Annotated in this window: 9 protein-coding genes; 5 read left to right on the forward strand and 4 right to left on the reverse strand. The window is 70.9% G+C overall.

The features are described from left to right. Positions 1–3 precede the first annotated feature (3 nt). Positions 4–1,425 (reverse strand): mannose-1-phosphate guanylyltransferase/mannose-6-phosphate isomerase, encoded by a 1,422-nt coding sequence (locus tag BUB97_RS19585; RefSeq protein WP_073135783.1) that lies wholly within the window; start codon positions 1,423–1,425, stop codon positions 4–6. Between the two features lie 325 nt (positions 1,426–1,750). Between BUB97_RS19585 and BUB97_RS19590 the strand changes: the two genes are divergently transcribed. Continuing rightward, positions 1,751–2,722, forward strand: a complete 972-nt coding sequence (locus BUB97_RS19590) for an SMP-30/gluconolactonase/LRE family protein (RefSeq protein WP_073137898.1) — start codon at positions 1,751–1,753, stop codon at positions 2,720–2,722. Positions 2,723–2,834: 112 nt separating this feature from the next. Here the strand turns inward: BUB97_RS19590 and glpK are convergent, their stop codons facing one another. Further along, positions 2,835–4,364 (reverse strand): glycerol kinase GlpK, encoded by a 1,530-nt coding sequence (gene glpK, locus BUB97_RS19595; protein WP_245818377.1) that lies wholly within the window; start codon positions 4,362–4,364, stop codon positions 2,835–2,837. Here glpK and BUB97_RS19600 point away from each other — a divergent pair. From BUB97_RS19600 to BUB97_RS19615, 4 genes are all read left to right on the forward strand, one after another. Further along, a complete protein-coding gene (locus BUB97_RS19600; protein ID WP_073137900.1) occupies positions 4,363–5,061 on the forward strand; it encodes a glutathione S-transferase family protein in 699 nt (232 codons plus the stop codon). The genes glpK and BUB97_RS19600 overlap by 2 nt on opposite strands. Positions 5,062–5,066: 5 nt before the next feature. Continuing rightward, positions 5,067–5,996 carry an AEC family transporter gene (locus BUB97_RS19605; RefSeq protein WP_073137902.1) on the forward strand — a complete coding sequence of 310 codons (930 nt, stop codon included), beginning with the start codon at positions 5,067–5,069 and terminating at the stop codon, positions 5,994–5,996. 112 nt (positions 5,997–6,108) lie between these two features. Further along, on the forward strand, positions 6,109–7,104 hold the full coding sequence (locus tag BUB97_RS19610; protein WP_073137904.1) for a Bug family tripartite tricarboxylate transporter substrate binding protein: 996 nt from the start codon (positions 6,109–6,111) through the stop codon (positions 7,102–7,104). 154 nt (positions 7,105–7,258) lie between these two features. Next, positions 7,259–8,299 carry a class I SAM-dependent methyltransferase gene (locus BUB97_RS19615; RefSeq protein ID WP_245818378.1) on the forward strand — a complete coding sequence of 347 codons (1,041 nt, stop codon included), beginning with the start codon at positions 7,259–7,261 and terminating at the stop codon, positions 8,297–8,299. Positions 8,300–8,382: 83 nt separating this feature from the next. On the opposite strand, the gene BUB97_RS19620 is transcribed toward BUB97_RS19615, so the two are convergent. Together BUB97_RS19620 and BUB97_RS19625 are read right to left on the reverse strand one after the other, a co-directional pair. Beyond that, positions 8,383–10,701, reverse strand: a complete 2,319-nt coding sequence (locus BUB97_RS19620; protein ID WP_073137906.1) for an NADP-dependent malic enzyme — start codon at positions 10,699–10,701, stop codon at positions 8,383–8,385. A 151-nt stretch (positions 10,702–10,852) separates the two neighbouring features. After that, entirely contained in the window at positions 10,853–12,445 is a 1,593-nt protein-coding gene (locus tag BUB97_RS19625) for an ABC transporter substrate-binding protein (RefSeq protein WP_073137908.1), read from the reverse strand. Between the last annotated feature and the right edge of the window lie 81 nt (positions 12,446–12,526).

The raw sequence follows: 12,526 nt of genomic DNA on the forward strand, positions 1-12,526 counted from the left end.
CCCTCACGCGCGCCCGTATGTATCCTCGAAGCGGACGATGTCGTCTTCGCCGAGATAGGCGCCGGACTGGACCTCGATGAGGGTCAGCGGGATCATGCCGGGGTTTTCCAGGCGGTGGACGCAGCCCAGCGGCAGGTAGACGGACTCGTTCTCGCGCAGGAGGATGCGCTCGGCGTCGCGCTCGACGATGGCGGTGCCGTTGACCACCACCCAGTGTTCGGCGCGGTGGTAGTGCTTCTGGAGGGAGAGCTTCTCGCCCGGGCGGACAAGGATCTTCTTCACCTGGAAGCGGTCGCCCTGGATCAGCCCCTCATAGTGGCCCCAGGGGCGGTACATGCGCCGGTGGGCGGCCGCCTCGGGGCGCTTCCTGGCCTTGAGCTGGTCCACCAGCTTTTTCACGTCCTGGGCGCGGTCGCGGTGCAGCGCCAGCACCGCATCCTCGGTGGCGACCACCACCACATCCTTCAGCCCCACCACCGTGGTCAGGATGCCCTCGGAGCGGACATAGCAGTGGTCGGCGTCCAGCAGCTCCACCGGGCCTTGGGTGGCGTTGCCCCGTCCGTCCTTGGGCGAGACCTGCCAGAGCGCGTCCCAGGAGCCGACATCGGACCAGCCGAGATCGGCCGGCACCACCGCGGCATGGGCGGTGTGCTCCATCACCGCATAGTCGATCGAGATGGAGGGGGCGCCGGCGAAGGCGGGGCCGAGGCGGACGAAGTCGAGGTCGCGGCTGGCCCCGTCCACCGCGGCGCGGACGCTGGCCACCAGCTCCGGCTGCAGCCGCTCCAGCTCGGCCAGCAGGCTGGCGGCGCGGGCAACGAACATGCCGGCATTCCACAGGTGCCTACCCCCTTCGAGCAGGGCCTGCGCCCGGGCGAGGTCGGGTTTTTCGATGAAGGAGGCGATGGCCGAGACCCCCGGCGCATCGGCCAGCGCCGCGCCGGCCTCGATATAGCCAAAGCCCGTCTCGGCACGGGTGGGGCGCATCCCGAAGGCGACGATATGCCCGGCCCGCGCCGCCGCCGCCGCCCGCTCCAGCGCCGCATGCAGTGCCGGCAGGTCCTGGATGGCGGCATCGGCCGCCATGACCCAGAGAAGGGCGTGCGGATCCTCCTCCGCCGCCAGCAAGGCCGCCGCCGCGATGGCGGGCGCCGAGTTGCGCGCGGCCGGCTCCAGCACGATCCGCCCACCGGCCACCCCGGCCTCGCGCAGCTGCTCGGCCACGAGAAAGCGGTGCGCCTCGGCGCAGATCACCATCGGCGCCGCGAAACCCGGCCCCGTCGCCCGCCCCACCGTCTCCTGCAGCATGCTCTGCCCCGAGGTCAGCGGCCAGAACTGCTTCGGATACCCCTCCCGCGACAACGGCCACAAACGCGTGCCAACCCCGCCAGACAACACCACGGGCACAACACGATCCTGGGGCATGGGGCTTCCGATATGGTCGAGAGACCTCCGGAACTAACGGAGCGTCCCCCAAAAGAAAAGCCGCCCCGGAACACCGGAGCGGCCCTCTCGTTCGGGGATCGAAATACCGCCGGAGGGCGCCGTGGCCTGCTCCGGACCGGGCCTCTCGCCTCCCCTTTCGGGCGTCAGCCGAGCACGCCGAAGAGCCAGAGCAGGATGATGATCGGGATGGGAATGCCGATCAGCCACAGCAGAATTCCGCGCACTTGCGATGCCTCCATGATGGTTTGCGGTTCTGCAACGTGAGGGGCTTGCGGGAGGTTGCGCGACCAAGCAGCCTTGCCGCATGGAAGCGTTTCCCCCCACAGCCCCCTTCGACAACGAGGCCCCCTGGACCCCCAGCGCGCGCTACCCCGACCCGAGGCTGCGGGACCTCGACCCGTCCTTCGCGCGCTACAGGTTGATGAACGGGCCCGTGCAGAAGCTGGCCGGCGGCACGCGCTGGGGCGAGGGCCCCGTCTGGTTCGGCGATCATCGCTGCCTCATCTGGTCCGACGTGCCGGGCGACCGCATGCTGCGCTTTGACGAAGTGAGCGGCGCGACGACGGTGTTCCGCTCCCCCTCGAACAACGCCAACGGCAATTATCGCGACCGCGAAGGCCGGCTGATCACCTGCGAGCACCTGACGCGGCGCGTCACGCGCACCGAGCATGACGGACGCATCACCACCATCGCCGACCGCTTCGAGGGCAAGCGCCTGAACTCCCCGAACGACGTCGTGGTGAAGTCTGACGGCACGATCTGGTTCACCGATCCCGCCTTCGGCATCCTCAGCGACAATGAGGGAGAGCGCGCCGAGCAGGAGCTGCCGCAGAACGTCTACCGCGTCGATCCCGCGCGCGGCACGATCGAACTGGCCGCGGAGGGCATCGAAGGCCCGAACGGCCTCGCCTTCAGCCCGGACGAATCCATCCTCTACATCGTCGAGAGCCGCACCACGCCGCGCAGCATCCTCGCCTATGAGGCTGATGCGAAGGGCCGCCTCGGCAACCGCCGCAGCTTCATCACGGCGGAACCCGGCGGCACGCCCGATGGCTTCCGCGTGGATGAGGACGGCAATCTCTGGTGCGGCTGGGGCATGGGCAATGCGGAGCAGGACGGCGTGCGCGTGTTCAACAAGGCCGGCGCCCCGATCGGCCATATCGACCTGCCGGAACGCGCGGCCAATCTCTGCTTCGGCGGGGTGAAGAAGAACCGGCTCTTCATCACCGGGGCGCGGTCGCTCTATGCGGTGTATCTGAACACGCGGGGAATCTGACGGTGCCGCAGGGGCTCTGCCCCTGCACCCCGCCAGGAACCTGAGGTTCCTGGACCACCCATCTGTTGGCGGCTGCCGCGGGAGTTGAAGCGCATTCCCTCTGGGACGCGCTTCAGCCGAGGACCCGGCCCACGGCGGCGCACCAGGCCGCGTGCCGCCGGTCCGCCTCCTCCGCCGGCATGTCCGGCTCGAAGCGCACGCGGCGGCGCCAATGGGTGGCGTTGTCGCCCGGCGGCGGGCAGAGCCCGGCCTGCACGCCCGCCAGATACGCCGCGCCCAGCGCGGTGGTTTCGGCCACGGCGGGCACGTCCACCGGGCATTGCAGCGCATCCGCCAGGAAGCGCATCGTCCAGTCGCTCGCCGTCATGCCGCCGTCTACGCGCAGCACGGTTTCCCCCATGCCGGGCCAATCCGCGCGCATCGCATCCAGCAGGTCCCGCGTCTGCCAGGCCACGCTTTCCAGCGCCGCACGGGCGATCTCAGCCGCGCCCGCCCCGCGCGTGAGGCCCAGGATGGCGCCGCGAGCGCCCGCATCCCAATGCGGCGCGCCCAGGCCGGTGAAGGCGGGCACCATCACCACGCCGGAATCCGGGTCGGCCCGCGCGGCCAGTTCCCCGGCCTCCGCCGCGCTGTGGATGATGCCCAGCCCATCCCGCAGCCACTGCACCGCCGCGCCGGCGACGAAGATGGCACCTTCCAGCGCATAGGTCCGCGCCCCGCCGATCTGCCAGGCCACAGTGGTGAGCAGCCGGTGCGTGGAGCGCACGGGGGTCTCGCCCGTGTTCAGCAGCATGAAGCAGCCGGTGCCGTAGGTGGATTTCGCCATGCCCGGACGGAAGCAGGCCTGGCCCAGCGTGGCCGCCTGCTGGTCCCCCGCCATGCCGCGCAGCGGGATGGGGGCGCCGAACAGGGCGGGGTCCGTGGTGCCGAACTCGGCGGCGCAGTCCCGCACCTCGGGCAGCAGGGCGCGGGGGATGTCCAGCGCGCGGAGGATCTCCTCGTCCCATTCGCCCCGGCGGATGTCGTACAGCATGGTCCGGGCCGCGTTGGTGGCATCCGTCGCATGCACCCGGCCGCCGGTCAGGTGCCAGAGCAGGAAGCTGTCCACCGTGCCGAAGGCCAGCTCCCCCCGCGCGGCGCGGGCCCGCAGGCCCGGGATCTCCTCCAGCATCCACATCAGCTTGGTGGCGGAGAAATAGGGGTCGGCCAGCAGCCCGGTGCGCTCGGTCAGCAGGGGCTCCAGCCCCTCCGCGCGCAGCCTTTCGCAGATCGGCGCGCTGCGCCGGTCCTGCCAGACGATCGCCCGGTGCACCGCCCGGCCCGTCGCCCGGTCCCAGACCACCGTTGTCTCGCGCTGGTTGGTGATGCCGATGCCGGCGACCGAACCCGCGGCCACCCCGCCCCGCTCCATGGCCCCGCGCAGGCAGGCGATGGAATGGGCCAGGATGTCCTCCGCCGCATGCTCCACCCGGCCCGGCGCGGGAAAGTGCTGCGGCAGCTCCACCTGATGCGTCGCGCGCGGATGCAGCGCCGAGTCGAACAGGATCGCCCGTGTCGAGGTCGTGCCCTGGTCGAGCGCCAGCAACGCATCCGCACCCATGCGCTTCCCCCCATCTGATTCCGGGCGCAGCATAGGCCCCATGGACGTGATCCTCCATGACCTCTGCGGCGCCGACCCGGCCCGGCGCTTCTCGCCCTATTGCTGGCGGGTGCGCATGGCGCTGGCCCATAAGGGCATCGGCCATGTCACGCGGCCCTGGCGCTTCACCGAGAAAGCCGCCATCGCCGATGCGGGCACGGATAAGGTGCCGGTGCTGCGCCATGGCGACCGCACGGTGCATGAGAGCTGGAGGATCCTCGAATATCTCGAGGACACCTGGCCGGGCGCCCCGAGCCTCTTTGGCGGAGAGGGCGGGCGGGCGCTGTCCCGTTTCGTGAACACGTGGTCGGATGCGGTGATGATGCCGGCGATCGTCCGCCTGGTCGTCTCCGACATCCCCGCCCATCTGGCGCCCGAGGACGCCGAATACTTCACCCGCACGCGGGAGGCCCGCTTCGGCAAGCCCCTGGCGGCAATGACCGCCGACCGGGAGGGGACGGTGGAGGCCTTCCGGCGCGACCTTCACCCGCTGCGGATGGTGCTGCGCGAGAGGCCCTGGCTCTCCGGCCCCACGGCCGGGGCGGCGGACTACATCGCCTTCGGCCCGCTGCAATGGGCCCGCTGCGTCTCCGCCTTCCCGCTGCTCACGCCCGACGACCCGCTGCATGCGTGGCGCGGCAGGCTGCTGGATGCCTTCGGCGGCCTCGCCCGCCAGGCACCCGCCGAGGACCTGGCCTAGCCAATATGGGACCCTGGCTCGACGCCTTCGTGCCCGCCTTCGGGATGATCGCGCTCGGCGCCTTCCTCAAGCGGCGCCTGCTGCGGGAGGATGCGGTCCGGGCCGGGATCGAGAAGCTGGTCTTCTATGTCCTGCTCCCCTGCCTTCTCGCCTCCTCCATCGCGGCGGTGAATCTCGGCTCCCTGCCGGTGGGCGGGATGGCGGCGGCCCTCTGGCTGACGCTGCTCCTCGGCACCGGCGCCTCGCTGCTGCTGGCGCGCGCCTTCGGCCAGGCGCATCCGGCCGCCACCTCGGTCCTCCAGGGCGGCATCCGCTTCAACAACCTGCTCGGCTTCGCCATTTCGGGCGCGGTGTTCGGCGCGGCGGGCACGGGGCTGGCGGCGGTGGCCACGGGGCTGATCGTGCCCTGCGTGCAGGTGATCGTGACCCTCGCCTTTGCCATGGGGGGCGGCCGCTCCCGGCCCCGTCCGCTCGCCATGCTCCGCCAGGTGGCGCTCAACCCGCTGATCATCGGCTGCGCCTCGGGCTTCCTGCTGGCGGCCCTCGGGGGGCTCCCGGCGGGGCTGGCGCCGCTGGCCCGCACCCTCGGCCAGGCTTCCGTGGCGCTGGGCCTGCTGGCCGTGGGCGCGGCGCTGGGGGCGGAGGCGATGCGCGACCGCCTGCCGCTCCAGGGGGCCACCGCCGCCTGGAAGCTGCTGGCCATGCCGGCGCTCACCCTGCTGCTCTGCCGGCTCTTCGGGCTCGAGGCCCTGCCGGCGACCATCGCCACCCTCTTCATGGCGCTGCCCACCGCCTCCACCGCCTATGTCATGGCGCGGATGATGGGCGGCGACGCCCCGATCATGGCGGCGATGACCACGATGCAGCATGTCGTCGCCGTCGCGACCCTGCCGCTCTGGCTGATGATTCTCTGGGCAGTCCTGCCGCTGCCCTGACCCCCGCCTGGGCGGAACCTGGCTGGACCGCCCGATTCGCCCCCCGGCCTCCGATTGGCGCGGCGCGGGCCCTGCCGCATGATGCCGGCCCGATCCGATGGGAAGACTTTTGATGCTGACGCGACCCATGGCGACGCGGAGGGGCCTCGTAGGCGGGGCCCTGGGCCTCGGCGCCGCCTCCCTCATCCCCTCCCCCTCCCGCGCGCAGGGTGGCTGGCCCGACCGGCCCGTGCGCCTGATCATCGGCTATCCCCCGGGCGGCGCCTCGGACCTCTTCGGGCGGATGATCGCGGGCATGATGGGGCCGCGCCTCGGCCAGAACGTGGTGGTGGAGAACCGCCCCGGCGGCGGCGCCGTGGTGGCCAGCGAGGCCGTGGCCCGGGCCCCGGCCGATGGCTACACCCTGCTCCACGTGGATAACGGCATCCTCGTCTATAACCCCGCCCTCTATGCCCGCCTGCCCTATGACCCGGACCGGGATCTCTCTGGCGTCGGCTTCATCGGGCGCTTCCCGCTCTTCCTCACCGTGCGCGCGGACAGCCCGATCAGGGACCTGGCCGGCTATATCGCCGCCTCCAAGCTCACCGCGCCCACCTATGGCTCCCCGGCCGTCGCCTCGCCGCACCACCTGGCGATGGAGATGTTCAAGCGCCGCGCGGGCTTCGAGGCCACCCATGTCCCCTATCGCGGTGGCCCGGCGGCCATGCAGGACCTGCTCTCCGGCACGGTGGACAGCGTGATGATCGACTGCGCCACCGGCACGGCCTTCATCCGGGACGGCAAGGTCCGCGCCCTCTGCGTGCTGAGCGAGGCGCGCTCCCCCACCAGCCCGGAGGTGCCGACGGCGCGCGAGCTCGGCTTCCCCAATGTCATCGCCTATGGCTGGCAGGGGATTTCGGTGCCCACCGGCACGCCCGCCCCGGTCATCGCGCGGCTCTCGGCCGAGCTGGCGCGCGCCATTGCGTCGGACGAAATGAAGGCCCGCTTCACCACCCTCGGCATTGAGCAGGCGAACTATTCCCCGGCCGAGTTCGCGGCCTTCGTGCAGCGGGAGAACGCCGAATGGCGCCCGCTGATCCGGGAACTCGGCATCCGGCTGGACAGCTGAGCCCGGCTGGCCGCACCGCCCGGGTACACGGAGCGTGATCTCCCCCTGGCCCATGCCGGGGTGGTCACGCGACGGATGCCCCGGTAGGTAGCCTACTGGCCCGCCCAGCCCTTTCCGGGGCCGGCGCCTCAACCACCTCGGGAACCAGACGCCCTTGCTCCGTCGCCTCCGCTCCCTGGCCCGCGGCCTGAAACGTTCCTCGCCGAAGCAGATCCTGGGCAAGCTCCAGACCCTCGAAGTCGCCTCCGGCGCCGCCGCCCGCAATGCGGAGCTGGCCGCCTGGAACACGAAGGTCATGGGCTCCGCCATGGCCAGCCAGCTCTATGAGGCCGGGCTGGCCGGGCGCCTCGCCCCGCTGCCGCCCGACCCCGTGACCATGGGCTTCGGCGGCCGCCTGTGCCGGCAGGAGGATATCGAGAGCCACTGGTTGCGCCACTGGTGCGGCCAGATCGGCTTCGTGCCCATGTACCACCGCAAGGTGTGGGAGGATTGCTACGCGCTGCAGGCCCTGCATGAGCGCAACATGATGGCCCCGGGCCGCCGGGGCCTGGGCTTCGCGGTGGGCGCGGAATGGCTGCCGAGCTTCATGGCCGCCCGCGGCACCGAGATCCTCGCGACCGATATCGACGCCAGCGACCTGCGCGCCCGCAACTGGATCGAGACGGACCAGCATGGCGGCCGGGTGGAGACCATCTTCAAGCCCGGCCTGATCGACATGGACACCTTCAACTCGCGGGTCGCCATGCGCGCGGTGGACATGAACGCCATCCCGGCGGACCTGCACGGGGGGTTCGACTTCCTCTGGTCCATCTGCTCGCTGGAGCATTGCGGCTCGATCCGCCAGGGCCTCGACTTCGTGGTGGAGGCGATGAAGTGCCTGCGCCCCGGTGGCGTCGCGGTGCACACCACCGAGTTCAACATGAACCCCGAGGGCAAGACGATCGAGGAGGGCACCACGGTCCTCTTCCAGCGCCACCATATCGAGGAGCTGGAGGCCCGCCTCGCCCTGGCCGGGCACCGGATGCTTCCGGTGGATTTCGGCACGGGCAACGGCATCCTGGACCAGTTCGTGGACCTGCCGCCCTATCCCGGCAGCGAGGCGCCACTCGCCATTCCCGAGCCGCCGCATCTGCGGCTCTCCATCCAGGGGCTGGTCGCGACCTCGATCGGCTTCATCGTGGAGAAGGGGGCGTAGCAGCCACGCCCTCCGGGTGACCCGGCCTCCCCCACATCGGCTCGTCACCCCCGGGAAGGCAGGGCCTTCCCGGCGGGCAGCGCCTACTTTGCCAGGGAATCATGCGCGGCGAGGCAGGCCATATCCAGGATGTTGTTCACCCCCGCCGCGATGGACAGGATCTGCGCGGGCTTGGACAGGCCCATCAGCAGCGGCCCGATGGCCGTCGCGCTCGTCAGCCGCGGCACGGCCTTGGAGAGGATATGGGCCGCGTGCAGGCCCGGCATGACCAGCACATTCGCCGCGCCTGAGAGGCGGCAGAACGGGTAGAGGGCGTGCAGGCTGGGGTCGAGCGCGACATCGGCCGCCATCTCGCCCTCGTATTCGAAGCCCACATCGCCCCGCGCATCCAGCAGCGCCACCGCATCGCGCACGGTCTGCGGGATGATGCTGCCGCGCGGGTCCCCGAAGTTGGAGAAGGAGAGGAAGGCGACGCGGGGCTCCAGCCCGAGGCGCCGGGCCTGGGCCGCCGACTGCACGGCGATCTCGGCCAGCGTCTCCGCGTCCGGCCGCTCATGGATGGCCGTATCGGCCAGCAGCACGGTGCCCGCGCGGCGGGTGAGGAGGAGAGTGAGGCCGAAGAGTACGCCCTCCCCGCCATCCGAGGCCGGGGCGGGGTCGATCGCGAGCGAGATCTGCTTCAGGCTGGCCGCGTAGGAGCGGGTGGTGCCGGTGATCAGCGCATCCGCATCGCCCATCGCCACCATGCAGGCGGCGAAGATGTTGCGGTCCAGGTTCACCGCGCGCTGGGCATCGCGGAACAGGAAGCCCTCCCGCTGCTTGCGGGCATAGAGATATTCCGCGTAGCGCCGGTTGCTGTCGGACAGCGCCGCATTGTGGATCTCGATGCCATCCGGCAGCGGCACGCCCAGGGCGGCGACCGTGGCATGCACCCGGTCCTCGCGTCCGACCAGGATAGGCGTGCCGTAGCCCGCGTTGCGGAAGGCGATCGCAGCGCGGATCGTCTTCTCCTCCTCGCCCTCGGCGAAGACCACGCGGCGCGGGTTCTGCCGCACGCGCTCGGTGATCGCCTCCAGCGCGCCACCGGCCGCGTCCAGCTTCTGCGCCAGCATGCGGGCATAGTGCTGCATGTGGATGATGGGCTTGCGGGCCACGCCACTGTCCATCGCGGCCTTCGCGACGGCCGGGGAGACGCGCGAGATCAGGCGCGGGTCGAAGGCATGGGGGATGATGTATTCGGGGCCGAAGCGCAGCCCCGCGCCGCCGCCGGCGCCCGCCACCTCCTCCGGGACGTCCTCGCGCGCCAGCATCGCCAGCGCCTCGGCGGCGGCGATCTTCATGTGGTCGTTGATCGTGCTGGCGCGCACGTCCAGCGCGCCGCGAAAGATGAAGGGGAAGCCGAGAACGTTGTTCACCTGGTTCGGGTAGTCCGAACGGCCTGTCGCGATGATGCAGTCCGGGCGCGCGGCCTTGGCCTCGTCCGGCGTGATCTCCGGGTCGGGGTTGGCCATGGCGAAGATGATCGGCTTCTCCGCCATGCCGCGCACCATGTCGGGCGTGACCGCGCCCTTCTTGGACAGGCCGAAGAAGGCATCGGCGCCGCGCAGCGCCTCCGTCAGCGTGCGCGCCTCGGTGTCGTTGGCGTGGGCGGACTTCCACTGGTTCATGCCCTCCACCCGGCCGCGATAGAGCACGCCCTTGGTGTCGCACATGACGATGTTCTGCGGGCGCATGCCCATGGCGCGCAGCAGCTCGGCGCAGGCGATGGCGGCCGAACCGGCGCCGTTGATGACGAGCTTCGTGTCCCGCAGCTCACGCCCCGTGAGGTGGCACGCATTGATCAGCCCGGCGGCGGCGACGATGGCGGTGCCGTGCTGGTCGTCATGGAAGACGGGAATATCCATGATCTCGCGCAGGCGCTGCTCGATGACGAAGCATTCGGGGGCCTTGATGTCCTCGAGATTGATGCCGCCGAAGGAAGGCCCAAGGAAACGGACGCAGTTGACGAACTCGTCCACGTCATAGGCATCGACGCAGAGGTCGATGGAATCCACGTCGGCGAAGCGCTTGAACAGCGCCGCCTTGCCCTCCATCACCGGCTTGCCGGCGACCGCGCCCAGGTCGCCCAGGCCGAGCACGGCCGTGCCGTTGGAGATGACGGCCACCATGTTGCCCTTGGCCGTGTAGTCATAGGCGAGCGAAGGGTCCCGGTGGATCTCCAGGCAGGGCTCCGCCACGCCGGGCGAATAGGCGAGCGAGAGGTCGCGCGCGGTGGCAAGCGGCTTGGTGAGGCGGATCTCCAGCTTGCCGGGCTTGCCCTCGGCATGAAGCGCGAGCGCCTCTTCCCGGGTGATGCGGGCGGTGCGGGAATCTCCCGATCCGGTGCGGCGCGCGTCGTCCATGCCTTCGTTCTCCCGCTATCCACGCCAGTCCTGGGCGCCAGGACCGCCGGATTTAGCGTGTCGGTGGCCGCACGGGAATGCCAACGGCGAGATTCTTGCATGCTGCACTGCGGAAGCTGCACTGCGGCAAAATGCCGCGGCGCGGCACCCGTCACGTCCGGCGGATGTTCCAGGGATAGGGCGAGCTGCCCTCCAGCATCCCGGTCAGGTTCCGCCGGAAGGCCGTGCGGATGGTGAACTGCCCCAGCGGCACGGTGGACACCTCCTCCAGCGCCAGACGTCCCAGGGCTTCGGCGGCGCGGGCACGGCCGGCCTCGTCCGGCGCCTCCAGCCATTCGGCCGTCAGCGCCTCCGCCCGGTCGCTCTTCCACCAGCCGAACCAGCCGGCCTCGCCCTGGCCGCGGATCAGCGGCGACATCGCCGGGCTGCCATAGGTGTTGGAGGTACCGGTGGTGTGGAAGATGCTCCAGCCGCCCTTCTCGACCGGCTCGCGCGAGTTGCGGCGCTGGATCACCGTGCCCCAGTCGCTCTCGGCCATTTCCACATTCATGCCGATCCGGCGCAGCGCATCGCCGGTCACCTGGCCCAGCGGCCCGATATCCGGGAAGTCGGTGGGGTTGATGATGACCACCCTGGCATCGGTGTAGCCGGCCTCTCGCAGCGCCGCCCGCGCGGCGTCCAGGCTGCCCGGCATCAGGTCCGCATGGTCCTTGTAGTAGGGCGTGCGCTTGGGGAAGAGGCTGCGCGTGTCGGTCCAGACGGAGGTATCGTCCCCCTGGGCCGCCCGCATGTAGTTCTCCTGGATCACCGAAAGCCGCACGGCCCGGCGCAGGCGCACGTCGTCGAAGGGCGGCTGGAGGCAGTTCAGCCGCATCAGCGCCATGCGGCCCTCCACGTCCAGGATCTCCTGCCGGATCTCGCGGCTGCGGGAGAGCATCGGCCGCAGGTCGGAAAGCGGGCGCTCCCACCAGTCCACCTCGCCATTGGTCAGCGCCGCGGCGGCGGTGGAGGCATCGGGGATCACGTGCCACTCGATGCGCTGCAAATGCGCGACCTTGCCGCCCGAGGCACGCTCCGGCTTCTCCTGGCGCGGCACATAGGCGTCGAACTTCTCATAGGCGACGCGGGACCCGGAATTGTACTCGCCGGGTAGGAAGCGATAGGGGCCGGAGCCGATCATCTCGGTGATGGCGCGCGTGGCCTCGGCCGAGGCCAGCCGTTCGGGCATGATGAAGCAGACGCTGGCATCGGGCTTGGCCAGCGCATCCAGCATCAGCGGGAAGGGCCGGTGCAGCCGGGCCTCGAAGCCGCGGTCGTCCAGCACGCGCCACTCCGCCACCGCGCGGGCGAGGAGCTGGCCGAAGGGGTCGCGCACGGTCCAGCGCTTGATGCTGGCGACGCAATCCGCCGCCCGCACCGGCTCCCCGTCATGGAAGCGCAGGCCCTCGCGCAGGCGGAAGCGCCAGCGCCGGCCATCCTCCAGCACCTCATGCCCTTCCGCCATCTGGGGCCGGGGCCGGTTCTGCGCGTCCACGGCATAGAGCGTGTCGAACACGTAGTAGCCGTGGTTGCTGGTCACGGTCGCCGTGGTCCAGATCGGGTCCAGGCTGGTCAGGTTCGCCTGCGGCACGAAGCGCAGGGTCCGGGCGCGCATGTCCTGGCCGAGCGCCGGGGCGGAGAGGCGCCCCATGCCGCCGATGATCGCCGCGCCCGCGCCGGCGCGAATCAGGCTTCGCCGTTCCATTCCGAACCTCCTCCCGGCCCTGTCCCGGGCTCCTCGGCGAAAGCCTGCGCCGGCGCGGCCCCCCGCCGCAAGCCCGCTGGA

Origin of the sequence: Muricoccus roseus, from assembly GCF_900141905.1 — a bacterium.
In the GTDB taxonomy this organism is placed as follows: Bacteria; Pseudomonadota; Alphaproteobacteria; order Acetobacterales; family Acetobacteraceae; genus Roseomonas; species Roseomonas rosea.